Origin of the sequence: Alcaligenes sp. HNGD-HTN06, assembly GCF_049932565.1 — a bacterium.
Lineage (GTDB): Bacteria > Pseudomonadota > Gammaproteobacteria > Burkholderiales > Burkholderiaceae_B > Alcaligenes > Alcaligenes ammonioxydans.
Genome location: NZ_CP187782.1, coordinates 2,559,659 through 2,576,506, shown reverse-complemented (window position 1 = coordinate 2,576,506; position 16,848 = coordinate 2,559,659). Strand labels below are relative to the sequence as shown.

Genomic DNA, 16,848 nt, shown 5'->3' with positions numbered 1-16,848 from the left:
ATGAAGACTACCTTGATTGCAATTGTTCCAGCTGCCGGCATCGGCTCGCGCGCCCTGGATTCTGCCACGAAGGCACAAGGCTTGCCCAAGCAATACCGTTTGCTGGGCGGGCAGCCCATGTTGCGCCGCTCGGTACAGGCTTTGCTGGCCGATGAACGTATCAGCCAGGTGCGGGTGGCTGTGGCCCCCGGTGACATCTGGGCCGCCGACGCACTGCAAGATTTGCCGCGCACGGTCTGTCTGCCTTGTGGTGGGCAAACGCGGGCTGAAACGGTGCTCAATACCTTGCAGAGCCTGGATAAGGACGAGCAAGCCTGGGTTCTGGTTCATGATGCTGCGCGCCCCGGTTTGCCCAAGCAAGTCCTGGCGCGCCTGATTGATACCTGCTTGCAAGCGCGACGCGGTGGTTTGCTGGCTTTACCCGTTGCTGATACGGTCAAGCGCGCAACCCCCACCGAGCCGGTCGCGGTACAGGAAACGGTGGACAGGGACGGGCTGTGGCTAGCGCAGACTCCCCAGCTGTTTCCCGCCCACGCCTTGCGTGAGGCCTTGCAGGTGGCTAAAGAACAGGGTTTTGCGGTGACGGATGAAGCCAGCGCCATGGAATTGGCGGGTAGCCGACCCTTATTAATCTTGGGTTCGGCGCGGAATTTTAAAGTCACCTGGCCTGAAGATTTTGAACTGATGGAGAAATGGTTATGAGCATGCCGATTCGCGTAGGACAAGGTTTTGATGTGCATGTGCTGTGCGAAGGCCGACCCTTGATTCTGGGCGGTGTCACCATCCCGCATACGCATGGCTTGATGGGGCATTCGGATGCCGATGCCTTGCTGCATGCCATTACCGATGCCATCCTGGGTGCTGCGGGCCTGGGGGATATTGGCCGCCATTTCCCCGACACCGATCTGAAATACAAGGGTGCCGATAGCCGCGTGCTGCTGCGTCATGCTTATGAACAGGTACGTGCTGCGGGCTGGTTGGTAGGGAATGTGGATGCCACGATTCATGCGCAAAAACCCAAGATCGCTCCCCATGCTGCGGCGATGGTGGCCAATATCGAGGCCGATCTGCAACTGGAACCCGGCAGTGTGAATATCAAGGGTAAAACAAACGAGGCCATTGGCTTTGTGGGGCGCCAGGAAGGGATCGCGGTGACTTCAGTCGCCTTGCTGTATCGAGCCTGATCGGACCTAGGGTTGAAGAAAGCCTTGGGCAAAAAGCAGGCGGCCTTCAACCCAAGGCCCGGTGGGTTCAGGCGTTTTTGGTGTCTTTATCGCCTTGTGTTCCTGGTGCATTACGACTGGCGCGGATGCGGGGCAATTGAATGCGGGCTGTCAGGCCTTCAGAGGGGGCGCTGATAAGCTCAAAGTGCCCACCTACCTGGCCCAAGAGACGTTCCACAATCGCCAATCCCAAACCGGCACCACTGACCCCCGTACGCGCGGATACACCCCGGGAGAAGGGCCGTAGCAGGCGCTGGATGTCGCCTTTGGCAATACCGGCGCCCTGATCCTTGACGGCAATGACCAGAATATTGCCGTGCTGATGGGCAGACAGCTCAATGCGTGCCCGGTCATCTTCGGGACTGCGTCCGTAACGACGGGCGTTTTCGATCAGGTTGGAGACGATACGTTTCAGGTCGTGGGCGCTGATGCGGGCATACAGATTGGGTTCGACGGAGGCCGTCAAAATCCCACCCAGCGATTCGGTATGCGTGCGTTCGCGTTCGTAGACGTCGTTGAGCACGGCCGAAACATCAATGCCATGTTCAGGGACAGCCGTAGCGGGACGGGCATATTCCATCAATTGACCAATACTGTGGTCGATCTGGGCCAGGTCCTCGTCAATGGCGGCGCGGGTTTCGTCCGATACCTGGCTTAATTCAATTTCCAGACGCATGCGCGCCAGCGGTGTGCGCAAGTCGTGCGAAATACCGGCCAGCATGATTTCCCTATCCGCCTCTGTCTGGCGGATGTCCCGAGCCATGCGGTTAAACGCGATATTCATGTCGCGGATTTCAACTGGGCCTTTTTCAGGAAGCGTGCTGGGAGTCTCGCCACGGGCCAGTTGCTGGGCCACCTTGGCCAACTGGGCCAAAGGCCGGTTCACGAAACGCACACTGACCGCGGCACCGATCAAGGCCAGCAACAGGGCGGTGGCACCCCAGCCTAGCCACTCCACGCCGGCAGTCAGGCTTAACTGTTCGCGGTCAAAAACCAGCCAATACTGGTCTTCATTGATATCAAAGGAAACCCAGATGCCTGGCACGCTGTTGACCGACCACATGATCAGGGTCTGGCTGCCCAGTGCGCCACGCACTTCGGTAGAGACGTGCTGCCAGTAATTGGAGCGTGGCAAGGGTTCAAGTTCGTCGGTGTTCTCGCGTGGCTGCACGCGCAGACTTTCCTTGGTGGCCAGATCCAGCAGCAGGGCAGGGCGTACCGCCGGGGGCGCGTACACCAGAGCCGAGCGGGTGATGCTGACAATGGATGCCACGCGCTGCGCCATTTGGGCAGCACGCGGTCCTTCTTCCATACTGAAGAATACTTGCAGCCAGGCACCCAGGCTGACGAGCATTAACGCGGCAAGCAATAAAAAAGACCGGCTGAATAAACCTAGCCGGATACTCGAGTTTTTTCTTGCTCGGCGTTGGGCGGCCGTGGTGGGCCGCCCCTCTTGCTGACCGGAAGACAAGGTCAGTTACCGCCGTCTGGAACGAACACGTAGCCCAGGCCCCACACCGTTTGGATAAACACGGGTTTGGAGGCATTGGGTTCGATCAGCTTGCGCAGACGCGAAATCTGCACGTCAAGGCTGCGGTCAAAGGCTTCATATTCGCGACCACGAGCCAGCTCCATCAGTTTGTCGCGTGACAGGGGGATCTTGGGATGGCGGGCAAACACCTTCAGCACCGAGAACTCGCCCGTGGTGATCGGGACAACTTCGTTGTTGCGGGTCAGTGTGCGTGTGGACAGGTTCAGCACATACGGGCCGAACTCGATCGATTCATTTTCCTGACTAGGTGCGCCGGGGTGTTCCTCGGTACCACGGCGTCGCAAGATAGCGTTGACACGGGCCAGCAATTCGCGGGGGTTGAACGGTTTGATGAGGTAGTCATCAGCACCCATCTCCAGGCCCACGATGCGGTCGATTTCCTCGGCCTTGGCCGTGAGCATGATGATTGGAGTATTGTCGTGTCCGCCGCGCAGCCGACGACAGATGGACAGGCCATCTTCGCCGGGCAGCATCAGATCCAATACCAGCAGATCGAAATGCTCGCGTTGCCAGAGTTTGGCCATTTCTTTACCGTCTTCGGCAACGAAGACGTTGAACCCTTGTTCAGACAGATAGCGGCGCAACAAATCGCGCAAGCGTGGATCGTCGTCAACGACAAGGATTTTGCGGGTGAGGGGGGGGGTCGGCGTATTCATAGCGAAAATGTAACAGGCATCAGAAAGCGCGTATAGGGGGGTGTAGAAAAATATTACACATTAAGTGTTTTGTACTATTTATGCGCCTTGTGGCAGGTTTGGCACATTCTTCGGCGAGATTGTACGGCAGCAAATAGTCTCATTGGTCGTTTTGGCTCTGGTCTATAAAACGCCCGTCCGCCAAACAAGTTGTCCCGGACTGCTTCGAACCGGGCTTTGTCCTTGCCCGTGTATTCAGAGCCGCCTATTTTCAGTCCGCTTAAACTAAAATAGCGTGATGGATGCACATATTCTTGCCCTGGAGACTTCCTCCAATCTCTGTGAACTGACCTTGTTGTCTCGCACACCTGCGGGTATCTCGCTTGTGGGGCTGAGCCACGAGGGCAGTGGTGATCATGCTGAACGGCTTTTGCCGATGGCCGAGCAGTTGCTGGAGCAGGCCGGCCTTGACCGGCAGGCCTTAAGTGCCATTGCGTTCGGGCAGGGTCCGGGCGGTTTTACCGGTCTGCGCGTGGCTTGCGGCGTCGCTCAGGGCATGGCCTTTGCGCTGGGTCTGCCCGTCTTGCCCGTGTCTTCTCTCCTGGCGGCGGCCGCCAGTGGTTCACCGGTCGAAAATACAGCCTATGTGGTGGCGCAGGATGCGCGCATGCAGGAGGTGTATGCAGCCGTCTACAGTTGGTCGGCTCAGACGGCCTGGACTGTGCAGCAAAGCCCGGTGTTGCTGGATGCCGCCCAGCTTACTGATTGGATTGCCCGTTTGCAGGCCGAGGGCGTGATTGCGAGACACCAGCAGATTCTGGTGGTGGGAGATGCCTTGCAGCAGTTCCCCGATCTGACATCGGCTGTACGGGCGCACGATTGGCAGGTCGGGCCGGCATGGCGCGCGACAAGCGCCAGTGTTGCACGCCTGGCCCTGCATGATCTGGACCAGGGGAAGGGTATTGCTCCTGATCTGGCCATGCCGTTGTATGTGCGCGAAAAAGTCGCCTACACCATTTCGGAGCGCGAGCAGGGCTTGGGCGGCAACCCGGCCGCTTTGGATCAGCCCTGGCAAATTGAAGCCATGCAGCCCGGGCATGTGTCGGCCGTGCTGGATATAGAACGGCGCGTGGAAAGCCACCCCTGGACGGCGGGCAACGTGACGGATGCCTTGGGTAACACAGCGTATTGCTGCCGGATCATCCATAAGCAGGGGCAGGTACAGGGCTATGCCATTTGGCTGCAGACCCCGGACATGATCGAGCTGTTGCTGATCGGGGTCGCTCCTGAGCAGCAGCGGCAAGGTCTGGCGCGCCAGTTGCTCGATGACGGTCTCCAATGGGCACGACAGCGCGCAGTGGAGCGGCTCGTTCTGGAAGTGCGGGCCTCAAATGCAGCAGCAATCGGTTTGTATGAGAAGTATGGTTTCAAGCCCGATGGCGTGCGTAAAAACTATTACCCTTTCAAAGAAGGCGTGCGGGAAGACGCGGTCTTGATGAGCTTGAGCCTGGCCGATAAGGCAGAGGCATGATCGACTTTCAGCCTATCTCCCCCTTACAGCGTAGCTGGCTGTTGGAGCTGGGGCTGGAGCGCGCCTTTCTGGCCCGTTTGCCCCAGGCCCAGCCTGCCGTTCAAGCGCTAGCACCTGCGCCGCCAGTCGGGACGTCGGCTGCGGCCCCCGCACTTGAGCGGGCGGTTCCACCTGCTGACCGCCCTGTGCCGGTGGCCGCTGTTTCCGGCGCAGCCAGCGATGCGCTGTCAGCGCGTGATCAGGCTTTGGCGGTATTGCGTAAATCGGGGGCGCGACCGGCGGCTCCCGTGCCAGTCGAAGAGGTGGTTCAGCGCCCTGCCGTGCTGATTCAGCCCGAGAAGGCGCGGGATATGGCCAGCTTGTTGGAGCAGGCACAGGCATGCCAGGAGTGTGGCCTGCATACTGGTCGTGCGCAGGTCGTCTTTGGGTCAGAGCTGGTGGCCGAACCCGACTGGATGATTGTGGGCGAAGCACCAGGGACCAGCGATGATCGTAGCGCACAGCCTTTTGATGGCAAGGCAGGGCTGTTGTTGCAGGCCATGCTCAACAGCGCCATTCCTAACGCCTCGATTTATAAAGCGCATTTGGTCAAGTGCCGCCCACTGGGAAATCGTCCTCCCGCCCCGGAGGAGCTGGCTGCATGTCGGGCCTTTCTGGATGCGCAGATTCGTCTGGTGCAGCCGCGACGTTTGCTGGCGGTCGGTCATGTGGCCGCAATGGCGCTTAGTGGTTGCGAGCAGGATCTGGAAACTTTGCGCGGTCAGATCCTGAGTTACACCGACACGCTGGGCCGTAGCGTGCCTTTGGTGGTGACTTACCATCCTGCTTCGCTCTTGCTGCGCCCGCAGCACAAGGCCAACGCCTGGCGGGATCTGTCCTTGTTACGGCAGTTGCAGGCTCAGCCCTGAGCGGGTCGCCGCCACGCAGAGGCAGGCCCAGGGCCGCTCTGCCTGTACCTCTTTATTTTGCCGTCAGGGCTTGGCCATGACCTTCCTGTCCAATGCAGGCTTCCAGCTCAGGATGTTCACGCAGATTAGCGTTTTTCCACATGATAAAGACGGTCATCAGGGATGCCACCAGCAGGCCAAAAAACACAATGATGTAATTGATCGGCAAGCGCAGCCATAGCAGCAGGCTGTATAGCGCCAGCATGAACAGAATATTGAGCTGTTCGTTGAAATTCTGGACCGCAATCGAGTGGCCTGCCGAGAGCATGACGTGACCACGATGTTGCAACAGCGCATTCATGGGTACCACGAAAAAGCCCGATAGACCGCCAATAGCCATCAGCAGGGTATAGACAGCCCATTTTTCGTGGACCAGCGGCATGAGCAACACGACAAAGCCCATCGCCACGCCCACGGGCAGGACTGCCAGCGATTTTTTCAAGGGAACCCGAGCGGCAAAAATCGCGCCAAAGACGGTTCCCAATGCCGCCACCCCCATCAGAACCGAAGCCTGATCCAGGCGGTAGCCCAGATGCTGTGCCCCCCACTCGATCACAATGAATTGCAAGGTTGCGCCAGCGCCCCAGAACAAGGTGGTGACCGCCAGCGAAATCTGGCCCAGCTTGTCACGCCACAGAATTTGTACATAGGTACGAAATTCCTTGAGCAGCAGGACGGGATTTTTCTGTTGTGGTGGATAGTGGATATTGGTGCGGGGAATGAGCAAATTGCACAGGGCTGCCGCCAGGTAAATCAGGGAAATAAGCAGGATGGCAACTTCGGCACGAGTCTGCGCCAGGGAGGCAATCAACGAGTGTTCGGCCAGGGCGCCTGCAATGGAAGGATTGATCAGGATGCCGCCTAGTACGGTGCCTGCGATAATGGATAGGACTGTCAGGCCTTCGATCCAGCTGTTGCCTTTGACCAGTTGTTCAGGCTTGAGCATTTCGGTCACGATGCCATACTTGGCTGGTGAGTAGGCGGCCGCTCCCACGCCAACCAGGGTGTAGGACACAAAGACCAGCACCAGTTGCTGGGAGTCGCTCATTCCAAAGTACTGATGGCAGAACATCAGCATGCACCCTATCAGCTTGATGGCGTTGGTGGCGAACATGACCCGGCCTTTGGGATACGAGTCGGCAAAGGCTCCCACAAACGCGGCCAATAGCACATAGGACAGCGCAAACCACCATTTCATCATGGGGACCATCCAGATTGGCCCGTGAAGGTCTGCGATCAGGGCGATGGCGGCAATCAACAAGGCATTGTCGGCAACTGACGACAATGCCTGCGCGGCCATGACCAGATAAAATCCTTTATTCAAAATACATCCCGAATGCGTGTGCGCCAAACTGCGGTCGCCGGACCACGGGCACGAATCAAAGCCAGCTATCAGACAGAACAAGCTTGCCGTGGGCTGCTCGCCCTGAGTTTCTTGACAAAGCCTGAGCCGGTGCGAAATTTACGAACAGAGATGGGGAGCAAGAATAACAGGGACTGCGGGGGCAGTGGTATTAGAAAATTCATTGCGCCTGTCTCTATGCTCGAATTTTCAGACCGGGCCGATACGGGCAAAGCGCCATTGTAAGAGCTCGGCCTGCAGCGTCTGGCTGCTTGAGCGGGCAGGGTAAACCGGTCTTGACGGCAGCAATTAGTTTACTGCCTTATCACCTCGCTGATCCTGCGGTGGTTTTCATTTGTTTTTTCCGTGTCTTTGCTGTGGGCGGCAGGTGCTGCGGTATCATACGACTCGCAATGCCAGGCAGATCGAAATGCGCCTGTGCGCTTGTTCAAAAGTGGTCTTTTCTGAGCTGATTTCTACCCTGTGCGTTTAACCCAGATCAAACTAGCCGGTTTCAAATCCTTTGTGGACCCGACTTCCATTCCAACTCCCAGTCAGTTGGTCGGGGTGGTCGGGCCCAACGGCTGTGGAAAATCCAATATCATCGACGCGGTGCGTTGGGTGCTGGGCGAGAGCAAAGCGTCAGAACTGCGTGGCGAGTCCATGCAGGACGTGATTTTCAATGGCTCCTCGCAACGCAAACCGGCTGGGCGAGCTTCGGTTGAGCTGGTTTTCGATAATTCCGAAGGGCGCGCCTCGGGCCAGTGGAGCACCTATGCCGAAATCTCGGTACGGCGTGTTCTGAGCCGGGACGGCACCAGCAGCTATTTTTTGAATAATCAAGCCGTTCGCCGGCGTGACATTCATGACATCTTTTTGGGTACTGGGCTGGGCGCGCGGGGTTACGCGATCATTGGGCAGGGGATGATTAACCGCCTGATTGAAGCCAAGCCCGAAGAACTGCGTGTATTTCTGGAAGAAGCGGCGGGCGTGTCGCGCTACAAGGAGCGCCGTCGCGAAACGGAAAGCCGTTTGCGCGACACTCGTGAAAATCTGCTGCGTGTTGAGGATATTCAGCGGGAGCTGGATGCGCAGTTGGAAAAACTGCAGGCCCAGGCGGAAGTGGCCCGTCAATATCGCGATCTGCAGCAAGACGGTGAACTCAAGCAAAATGTATTGTGGCTCTTGAAAGAGTCCAACGCGCAGAGCGATCAGAAAGCCCGATTTCTGGCCATTGAGCAGGCTCAGACCAAGTTGGAACAATCCATTGCCGGTTTGCGCCATGCCGAAGCGACCCTGGAGTCGCAACGACAGGCTCATTTGCAGGCGGGCGACGCCTTGCATCTGGCGCAAAGCCAGCTTTACGAAGCGGGTTCCCAAGTGTCCAGCCTGGAGGCAGAAATCCGTCATGTGCTCGATTCGCGCAGCCGCATGGCTCAACGTCGTGAACAGCTGGAGCAACAGCAGCATGACTGGATCGAGCAGCAGGAGCACTGTCAGCAGGAGTTGGAAAACAGCGAGCAGCAGCGCGAAGAAGCAGCGGTAAAGCTGGAAGAGCTGCAGATTCTGCTGGAAGAGGCTCAAGCCGCCTTGCCCGAACTGGAGCAGCATGTACGCGAGCAGGCTCAGCGTCGTGACGAAATGCGTATGGTCCTGGCTCGTCTGGAACAAAACCTGGCGCTGGCGGCACAATCCCAACGCGATGCCGACCGGCAGATTCAGGGGCTGGAGCAGCGTCAGGAACGCCTCAGGCAAGAGCTGCGCGAACTCAATGCCCCGGACCCGGACAATCTGGAGCGTTTGCAAGGTGATCTGAACATGCTGCAGAGCCAGCTGCAGCAGGCCCAGGAACACATGCAGCATCTGGAGGCTCAGTTGCCCCGGCTCGAAGAGGAGCGCAAGCAAGCCCAGCAACAGGCCTTGCAAGGCGGGCAGGATATGGCTCGTCTGGAGGCACGCCATCTGGCCCTGAGCCGTCTGCAGGAGGATGTGGCTCGCAAGGGAACGTTGGAGCCCTGGCTGGCCAAGCATGGGCTGGAGAGCATGAAGCGGCTCTGGCAAAGCCTGGACGTGGAAAAAGGTTGGGAAACGGCGCTGGAATCGGTCCTGCGCGAGCGCATGACGGCGTTGGAGCTGCGTCGGCTGGATATGGCCGCAGCGTTTGCCAGTGATGCCCCTCCGGCCCGTTTAAGTTTTTATCAGTTGCCTGAGGCGGGGGTGTCAGGCAAGGCGGGCTTGGACCTGCCCTTGTTGAGCTCGGTTTTGCGGCAGCAGGACGGCGGTTTACGCAGTTTGCTGGACAACTGGTTACAGCAGATTTATGTCTGCCCAGATTTGAAGCAGGCCTTGAGCTTGCGTGAGCAATTGACGGATCAAATGGCCATCGTGGTGCGGGATGGTCATGTGGTGGATCGCTACAGCATTCGCTTTTATGCCCCCGACTCTGAGCAGGCGGGTATGTTGGCGCGCCAGCAGGAGATTGCTCATCTGGAGCGTGAGCTGCGTGGTGCCCAACTGATTGTGGATGAGCTTGGGCATGCCAGCACCCAGGCCGAAATGGTTTTGCAGCAGGTTCGCAATGGTTTGGTTCCCGCCCGGGCCCGTGTCGGTGAGCTGACGGCCCGCATGCACGATGTGCAACTGGAGTATTCCAAGCTGGCGCAACAAGCTCAGCAATCGCAGGAGCGAGGTTCTCGAATCAACGAGGAGCTGGAGGAGTTGGCGGTACAGCGTGAAGAGCTGCAGGCGAACCGTGAGGAATTCGAGGCCCGTTTTGAAGCCTTGGACGAAGAACTGGCCGAGCATCAGGGGGCGTTTGCCCAGGCGCAGATGGATGGCGAGCAGGGCGCGGAGCTGGCCGAGCAGGCCCGGCGTACGGTGCATGAGCGTGAACGCGCGGTACAGGACGCCCAGTTTGCCGAGCGCGCCTTGGTGCAGCGTATGGCCGAGTTGGAGCGCAATCTGGCCCTGGCGCAGGAGCAGGCACAGCGCACTGTCGGTCAGTTGGAGGGCTTGCAAGGCGAGCTGCTGGATCTGGATGCTTCTGCCGCACAAGCCGGGTTGCAGGACGCGCTGGAATTGCGCGCCGAGCGTGAAGAGGCGGTTCGACTGGCAAAAATCCAGCTCGATACGCTGGCTGCTCAATTACGAGAACATGAGCAGGCCCGTGCCGAGCACGAAAAGAATCTGGGCCCCTTGCGTGAGCAGGTCACCGAATTGCAGTTGCAGGAACAAGCCTCGCGCCTGGCGGTCGAGCAGTTTGCAGAACAACTGGACAGCCGAAAGGTAAACCGTTCCGAGCTATGGAGCTTGTTACAGGAAAAAACACCAGAATGGCAACGCGTGGGCTGGCTGCAGTCGGAAGTGCAACGTATTTCACGCCAGATTGAAAGCCTGGGGCCGGTCAACCTGGCCGCCCTTGAAGAGCTGACCACTGCCCAGGAACGCAAGACCTACCTGGATGCGCAGCACAAGGATCTGAGTGATGCCATCGAGACGCTGGAGGACGCCATACGCAAGATCGATCGCGAGACGCGCCAGTTGCTCATGGAAACATTCAACATCGTTAATCAGCACTTTGGCGAGCTTTTCCCACGGCTATTTGGTGGTGGAGAGGCTAAACTGACGATGGTGGGCGACGAAGTGCTGGAAGCGGGGGTCCAAGTGATGGCGCAGCCACCGGGCAAACGCAATAGCACGATTCATTTGCTCTCTGGCGGTGAAAAGGCATTGACCGCGACGGCCTTGGTTTTTGCCTTCTTTAAACTGAATCCCGCGCCATTTTGCTTGCTGGACGAAGTGGATGCGCCGCTGGACGATGCCAATACGGAACGCTATGCCAATCTGGTGGCCAGTATGAGTGACCAAACTCAGTTTTTGTTTATTTCTCACAATAAAATTGCCATGCAGATGGCAAAGCAACTGATTGGTGTCACCATGCAAGAACAAGGTGTGTCCCGTATCGTGGCGGTGGATGTGGACGCGGCCATGCAAATGAGCAATGTGTAAGCCTGTTTTTTTTAATCCGGTAGTGTTGATTCGACGGAACTGACAATGAGTGATTTGCAAATCGCACTGATTTTATTGGGCATTTTGCTCATCTTGCTCGTGGTGGTCTTTAACTGGTGGCAAGACCGCCGGGTGCGCCAGCAGATGCAAAGCCAATTCCCGGACGGGGACACCGATCCTCTGATGAGCCAGCTCAGCGAATTGGAGCGGCGCGAGCCCAGCATGGGACGTGGCAGTGATCCTGCCTCTACCGAGGGGGACCATGATCCGTCCGAAGTGGACTGCACCACTGAGGCCGTGATTGACATCAGTTTCAGTCAGCCCGTGGATGCCCAGGATTTGGCCCAGGCCCTACAGGCTGTGTCGCGTACTGGCGCCAAACCAGTGCGTTATTTTGCCGAATGCGAAGGGGGAGGGCACCGTGCCCGTTTGCGTGCGGGCGAATCCTACGCCAGCATGCAGATTGCCGTTTTGCTGGCCAATCGCAGCGGCCCCCTGTCGGCCATTGAGTGGTCGCAGGTCTGGATGGCTGCGCAGGGTCTGGCGCAACAGTTTGACGGCTCGGTAGAGGGTCCTGAGCAGGATGAGGTGCTGCGTCGTGCGGCCGCCCTGGACAATACCTGCGCCGATCTGGACGCGCTGGTCGGCGTGTCGGTGCGTTTGCCTGGGCCCCTGCCGGCCTCGTCCGTCATTCAAATGGTCAAGGACGCGGGCTTCTTGCCGTTTGGCCAGCAGCTGGCCTGGCTGGCCGATTCCGGCCAGCCCCGGTTCACGGCCATGTTTGACGGCGTCCAGCCCAAGGATATTCAGTCCGCCAGCATCGAGCGCATCGACCTGCTGCTGGACTTGCCCAACAGCCCGGCGGACGATCACGCCTTCAGCAGAATGGCAACCGTGGCCCGCGATCTGGCCAGCCGTTTGGATGGTGTGGTGCTCGATGACCAGGGCCGCCCCTTGCCCGAGAGCACGGATCAGAATATTGATGAACAACTACGTACCTTGTACGAGCGTCTGGAGCAAGCAGGCTTCACAGCAGGTCAGGAACGTACAGGCAGGATTTTTTCGTGAGTTTGAAGCGAGTACAGCAGTTACGTGAAGAACTGGCCCAGCATAACTGGGCCTATTACATTCAGGATGCGCCCAGCATTTCGGATGCGCAATATGACGCACTGATGAACGAGCTGCTGGCGCTGGAGGCCGCGCACCCGGAGTGGATTACCCCGGATTCTCCCACGCAGCGCGTGGGCGCGGCTCCCTTGGATGGCTTTGCGACGGTCCAGCATGCCGTTCCCATGCTCTCTTTAGGCAACGCCTTTGAGGATGAGGAAGTCCAGGCATTTGACAAACGGGTTGCCGACACGCTTGTCGAGGCTGGTATGGTGGGCCTGGATCGTCGGGTTGATTATCTGGCGGAATACAAATTTGATGGCCTGGCGATCAGTCTGCGCTATGAGCAAGGCTTGTTGGTGCAGGCATCGACGCGGGGTGATGGCACCACAGGCGAGGACGTCACCAGCAATATTCGCACCGTCAAATCCATTCCCTTGCGTTTGCGTGGCGATGCTGCGCAATTGCCGGCCGTGCTGGAAGTGCGTGGTGAAGTCCTGATGAACCGGGCGGACTTTGAACGTCTGAACGAGAGTCAGCTCAAGCGTGGCGAGAAAGTCTTTGTCAACCCGCGCAATGCCGCGGCAGGCAGCCTGCGCCAATTGGACCCCAAAGTCACGGCGAAAAGGCCTTTGCGTTTTTTTGCCTATGGATGGGGTGAAATCAGCCCCCTGCCACTTACGAATCAGCCGCAAAATACCTTGTTTGCGGACGTGACGGGAGACGGGCTGCCTCGTGATACCCAGTCAGGCATGATGGACTGGCTCGAGAGTCTGGGCTTGCCCCTGAGTCGCGATCGTAAGCTTGTGAAGGGGGTACAGGGCCTGCTGGATTTTTATACCCAGACTCAGGAGCGTCGCTCCGGCCTGCCCTTTGAAATTGATGGTGTGGTTTATAAAGTCAATTCCCTGGCCGCGCAGCGCGTACTGGGTTATGTGGCGCGCGCCCCGCGCTTTGCCGTCGCTCATAAGTTCCCTGCGCAAGAAGAAATGACGCGCGTGGAAAATATTGAGTTTCAGGTCGGCCGCACCGGGGTGGTGACTCCTGTGGCGCGTTTGAAACCGGTTTTCGTGGGCGGGGTTACGGTGACCAATGCCACCTTGCATAACGAAGATGAGGTGCGTCGCAAAGATGTGCGCGCTGGCGATACGGTCGTGGTACGCCGAGCCGGTGACGTGATTCCGGAGGTCGTCGCTGTGGTGCTGGAACAGCGTCCGCAAGACAGTGTGCCGTTTGAAATGGTCAAGGAGTGTCCGGCATGCCATTCCGCCCTGGAGCGGCTGGAGGGTGAGTCTGCCTGGCGTTGCACAGGCGGCCTGATTTGCCCCGCTCAACGCAAGCAGACCCTGATTCACGCGGCCAGTCGCAAAGCTCTGGATATTGAAGGCCTGGGGGAAAAACTGGTGGATCAGTTGGTGGAAACCGGACTGGTCCATACCTTGGCCGATATTTTCAAATTGAAGGTCGAGAAGCTTGTCCTGCTCGAGCGTATGGGACGCAAGTCTGCTGAGAATCTGATTGAAGCGATCAACAAGGTGCGGGAGCCAGCCTTGAATCGTCTGATTTACGCCTTGGGTATCCGCCATGTTGGGGAGACGACGGCCCGAGACCTGGCCCAGCATTTTGGCACCTTGCAGGCCTTGGAGCAGGCCGATGAAGAGGCGCTGTTGCAGGTCAATGAAGTTGGCCCTGTCGTAGCTGCTTCTGTACGGCATTTTTTTCAGGAGCCGCATAATCGTGAGGCGCTGGACGCCTTGCTGGCAGCGGGAGTGAGCCCCCAACAGGCGCAGGCTCGCGCAAATAGTGCCAATTTGCCCTTGGCGGGCAAAACGGTTGTCATCACGGGCACATTGCCCAGCATGAGCCGTGATGAGGCGACACGCCGCGTCTTGGAGGCCGGCGGCAAGGCCAGTGGATCGGTCTCCAAAAAGACCGCCTTTGTCCTGGCCGGTGCCGAGGCTGGCTCCAAGCTCACCAAGGCACAGGAATTGGGCGTGACCATTCTGGACGAGGCTCAGTTCCTGGCTTTACTGGCTGGGGACTAGGGTCGGGGCAAACGCAGGTAGGCCTCGTGATGCCTTACTCCTTGTTTCAAGCTGGCGGTGATCAGCCCAGGGCAAGCGAGCCTGGACTACAAGTCTGAAAAAGCGCGTGAGCCTTGCTGTGATCAATAACAACGATGGCGCCCTGGAGGCGCCATCGTTGTTTTTCCTGACAGCCGCTTTATCGAGCAGACAAAGCGGTGGTTGAGGCCATTACTTGATGTTGGCTTCTTTAAGGATTTTTTGCTGGTATTCGGCCAGCTTGCGCTGACGCATCATCTCTTCCAGCTGAGGCTTGACTTCCGCCATCGCCGGGAAGGTCACGGGACGGGCATCGTCCACCTGAATGATATGCCAGCCAAACTGAGACTGCACGGGGGCTGCGCTCAGTTCGCCTTTCTTCATTTTTTCTACAGCCTGGGCAAACTCGGGCACGTAGGTGGAGCTTGGTGCCCAGCCCAGATCACCGCCTTGCTGGCCGCTACCGGTATCAATGGAGTCTTTTTTAGCAGCGTCCGCAAAGCTGATTTTCTTGGACTTGATCTTGGCCAGCAAGTCCTTGGCAGCGGCTTCGTCCTTGACCAGAATGTGGCGTACTTTGTATTCCTGCTGACCCTCTTCCATCGCCTTGATGGTGTTGTATTCCTTGGTCAGGTCAGCTTCGGTGACGGGGTTCTTCTTCAGGTAATCCGCCATCAGGGCACGGACCAGAATGCTCTGGCGGGCCAGTTCCAGCTCTTGCTGGACTTGGTTGGTCTTGTCGATACCGGCCTTCTCAGCGGCTTGCACCACGGCCAGGCGGTTGACCATTTCCTGTTTGACCTGCTCACGCAGCTCGGGCGAGTCTTTGGCGCCTTGCTCGACCAGAACGGCGACGAACTGATCCAGGTCTTTTTGCGTGATGTTTTTGCCGTTTACGGTGGCAATCGTCTGTGCATAGACGGGAGCAGCCAGGGCGCAGGTCAAGGCAAATGCGGCAATACGTTTCATGAGCATCCTTAAGCGGTGGGTTTGGCTTGAATAGCCAATGCGTGAATAGGGAAAGGCATTAGATCGTGGACGCGATCATACACAAGTCTGTGTCGTGCCAGTGTTGAAATTCCATCAAATTGTTTCGAGGCGATGATGACCCGAAAGTGGCTGGCACCACCTTGTGCGCCAGCGTGGCCCGCATGCAGATGGGATTCGTTGATGATGTCCAGCTCCGAAGGCTCCAGGGCCTGGAGCCGTTCGTGAATGAGGGAGGCAAGTGCGTCTGTCATGGCGAAATCAGGATTTTGGGGGAGTGGAGTTGTCCGAGGAGTCTTGCAGGTAGCGACCCAGCCACAAGGATTGGGCAACGACAAACACCAGCATCAAGCCAAGCAGGCCGAAAGCCTTGAAGTTGACCCACTGGGACTCGGTAAAGTGGCCCGAAAAGGCAACGAACAGATTGACCAGTCCCATAGCGACGAAAAAGCTCGCCCAGACCAGGTTTAATTTGTCCCAGACATGGCCTGGCAGTACCAGATGGGTGCCCATGAATTTTTGCATCAGGTTGCGATGCATCAGGTAGCGCCCGCCCAGCAGCACCAGCGCGAAAATCCAGTACAGCACCGTGGGTTTCCAGCGAATGAAGACATCGTTATGGAAAAACAGGGTGGCACCTCCAAAGACCACAATCACGGCCAGATTGATCCAGTGCGAGGTCTCGATGGCCTTGCTGGTGAGCTTGAGCCATACGATTTGCAAAATCGAGGCGGCCATGGCCACACCCGTTGCCACATAGATATCGGAGAAGCGAAAGGCCAGAAAGAACAGAACCAGCGGGAACAGATCGAATAAAAGCTTCTTCATGCGTCAGGTTCAAAGGTCAGGGACAGGGAATTGATGCAGTATCGTAGCCCAGTGGGCGGGGGGCCGTCTTCAAAGACGTGGCCCAAATGCGCGTCGCAGACATTGCATAGCACTTCGGTACGACGCATGCCGTGACTGGTGTCGAGTTCTTCGCGCACATTGTCCGGGTTCAGGGGCGTAAAGTAGCTGGGCCAGCCGCAACCGGCATCAAACTTGGTGTCCGAAGCAAACAGGGGGGTGCCACAACCGACGCAGCGATAGATGCCGGCCGTCGTGGTGTCCCAGTAGCGGCCTGTAAAAGGGCGTTCGGTGCCTTTCTGACGGGTGACATAGAATTCTTCAGGGCTGAGCTGGGCGCGCCACTCAGCCTCGGTTTTATGTACTTTTTTCACGTGTGCTGCCTTATGAAAAACAGATCAATGCCTACAGGAGGCGCATTCCTACATAGTAATCGACAATTAGAGCGTGTTTGGAACAGAGGGTTCCAAAGTGCAAGGTCTTGCGCTTGCCTGACCAGGAAAACCCCTGTTGGCACCACCTGAACTGTCAGCAATCCGTTTAGTTAGTGCACTATTTAAACTTTTAATATTTAAGGTAAACACCAATATCTGAAATCCGTGTGACT

14 protein-coding genes are annotated in these 16,848 nt (G+C 57.8%); 7 read left to right on the top strand and 7 right to left on the bottom strand.

The features are described 5' to 3' along the window. Both ispD and ispF read left to right on the top strand, forming a co-directional pair. Positions 1–702, top strand: a complete 702-nt coding sequence (gene ispD, locus ACOZ42_RS11710) for a 2-C-methyl-D-erythritol 4-phosphate cytidylyltransferase (protein WP_003801028.1) — start codon at positions 1–3, stop codon at positions 700–702. Beyond that, positions 699–1,184, top strand: coding sequence for a 2-C-methyl-D-erythritol 2,4-cyclodiphosphate synthase (gene ispF / locus ACOZ42_RS11705; RefSeq protein ID WP_131070743.1), 486 nt, complete (start codon positions 699–701; stop codon positions 1,182–1,184). The genes ispD and ispF overlap by 4 nt, the downstream gene beginning before the upstream one ends. 67 nt (positions 1,185–1,251) lie before the next feature. Here the strand turns inward: ispF and ACOZ42_RS11700 are convergent, their stop codons facing one another. Together ACOZ42_RS11700 and ompR are read right to left on the bottom strand one after the other, a co-directional pair. Continuing rightward, on the bottom strand, positions 1,252–2,694 hold the full coding sequence (locus tag ACOZ42_RS11700; protein WP_407927701.1) for an ATP-binding protein: 1,443 nt from the start codon (positions 2,692–2,694) through the stop codon (positions 1,252–1,254). Positions 2,695–2,696: 2 nt separating this feature from the next. After that, a complete protein-coding gene (gene ompR / locus ACOZ42_RS11695) occupies positions 2,697–3,431 on the bottom strand; it encodes a two-component system response regulator OmpR (protein ID WP_003801024.1) in 735 nt (244 codons plus the stop codon). Positions 3,432–3,708: 277 nt separating this feature from the next. Between ompR and tsaB the strand changes: the two genes are divergently transcribed. Beyond that, positions 3,709–4,941 carry a tRNA (adenosine(37)-N6)-threonylcarbamoyltransferase complex dimerization subunit type 1 TsaB gene (tsaB, locus tag ACOZ42_RS11690; protein WP_426345145.1) on the top strand — a complete coding sequence of 411 codons (1,233 nt, stop codon included), beginning with the start codon at positions 3,709–3,711 and terminating at the stop codon, positions 4,939–4,941. Further along, on the top strand, positions 4,938–5,849 hold the full coding sequence (locus tag ACOZ42_RS11685) for a uracil-DNA glycosylase (protein ID WP_059318014.1): 912 nt from the start codon (positions 4,938–4,940) through the stop codon (positions 5,847–5,849). The genes tsaB and ACOZ42_RS11685 overlap by 4 nt, the downstream gene beginning before the upstream one ends. 52 nt (positions 5,850–5,901) lie before the next feature. On the opposite strand, the gene lplT is transcribed toward ACOZ42_RS11685, so the two are convergent. Next, a complete protein-coding gene (gene lplT, locus ACOZ42_RS11680; protein WP_426345144.1) occupies positions 5,902–7,212 on the bottom strand; it encodes a lysophospholipid transporter LplT in 1,311 nt (436 codons plus the stop codon). Between the two features lie 501 nt (positions 7,213–7,713). Here lplT and smc point away from each other — a divergent pair. Genes smc through ligA form a run of 3 tightly spaced genes read left to right on the top strand, consistent with a single transcriptional unit; the run spans position 7,714 to position 14,390 of the window. Then, the gene (gene smc, locus ACOZ42_RS11675) at positions 7,714–11,238 is read left to right on the top strand and encodes a chromosome segregation protein SMC (protein WP_426345143.1); all 3,525 of its coding nucleotides are present in this window, start codon (positions 7,714–7,716) and stop codon (positions 11,236–11,238) included. Positions 11,239–11,283: 45 nt separating this feature from the next. Continuing rightward, a complete protein-coding gene (locus tag ACOZ42_RS11670) occupies positions 11,284–12,306 on the top strand; it encodes a cell division protein ZipA C-terminal FtsZ-binding domain-containing protein (protein WP_059318013.1) in 1,023 nt (340 codons plus the stop codon). Next, positions 12,303–14,390, top strand: coding sequence for an NAD-dependent DNA ligase LigA (ligA, locus tag ACOZ42_RS11665; protein ID WP_003801017.1), 2,088 nt, complete (start codon positions 12,303–12,305; stop codon positions 14,388–14,390). The genes ACOZ42_RS11670 and ligA overlap by 4 nt, the downstream gene beginning before the upstream one ends. 210 nt (positions 14,391–14,600) lie before the next feature. On the opposite strand, the gene ACOZ42_RS11660 is transcribed toward ligA, so the two are convergent. Genes ACOZ42_RS11660 through msrB form a run of 4 tightly spaced genes read right to left on the bottom strand, consistent with a single transcriptional unit; the run spans position 14,601 to position 16,615 of the window. Next, positions 14,601–15,377 (bottom strand): peptidylprolyl isomerase, encoded by a 777-nt coding sequence (locus ACOZ42_RS11660; RefSeq protein ID WP_003801016.1) that lies wholly within the window; start codon positions 15,375–15,377, stop codon positions 14,601–14,603. An 8-nt stretch (positions 15,378–15,385) separates the two neighbouring features. After that, the gene (locus ACOZ42_RS11655) at positions 15,386–15,649 is read right to left on the bottom strand and encodes a BolA family protein (protein WP_131070738.1); all 264 of its coding nucleotides are present in this window, start codon (positions 15,647–15,649) and stop codon (positions 15,386–15,388) included. A gap of 7 nt (positions 15,650–15,656) precedes the next feature. Continuing rightward, entirely contained in the window at positions 15,657–16,223 is a 567-nt protein-coding gene (locus tag ACOZ42_RS11650; RefSeq protein WP_003801013.1) for a septation protein A, read from the bottom strand. Continuing rightward, the gene (msrB, locus tag ACOZ42_RS11645; RefSeq protein ID WP_003801011.1) at positions 16,220–16,615 is read right to left on the bottom strand and encodes a peptide-methionine (R)-S-oxide reductase MsrB; all 396 of its coding nucleotides are present in this window, start codon (positions 16,613–16,615) and stop codon (positions 16,220–16,222) included. Before msrB ends, ACOZ42_RS11650 begins: the two co-directional genes overlap by 4 nt. Between the last annotated feature and the right edge of the window lie 233 nt (positions 16,616–16,848).

Coding starts and splice junctions, on each gene's coding strand:
- ispD (WP_003801028.1), top strand. CDS start 1: ATGAAGACTACCTTGATTGCAATTGTTCCAGCTGCCGGCATCGGCTCG.
- ispF (WP_131070743.1), top strand. CDS start 699: ATGAGCATGCCGATTCGCGTAGGACAAGGTTTTGATGTGCATGTGCTG.
- ompR (WP_003801024.1), bottom strand. CDS start 3,431: ATGAATACGCCGACCCCCCCCCTCACCCGCAAAATCCTTGTCGTTGAC.
- tsaB (WP_426345145.1), top strand. CDS start 3,709: ATGGATGCACATATTCTTGCCCTGGAGACTTCCTCCAATCTCTGTGAA.
- ACOZ42_RS11685 (WP_059318014.1), top strand. CDS start 4,938: ATGATCGACTTTCAGCCTATCTCCCCCTTACAGCGTAGCTGGCTGTTG.
- ACOZ42_RS11670 (WP_059318013.1), top strand. CDS start 11,284: ATGAGTGATTTGCAAATCGCACTGATTTTATTGGGCATTTTGCTCATC.
- ACOZ42_RS11660 (WP_003801016.1), bottom strand. CDS start 15,377: ATGAAACGTATTGCCGCATTTGCCTTGACCTGCGCCCTGGCTGCTCCC.
- ACOZ42_RS11655 (WP_131070738.1), bottom strand. CDS start 15,649: ATGACAGACGCACTTGCCTCCCTCATTCACGAACGGCTCCAGGCCCTG.
- ACOZ42_RS11650 (WP_003801013.1), bottom strand. CDS start 16,223: ATGAAGAAGCTTTTATTCGATCTGTTCCCGCTGGTTCTGTTCTTTCTG.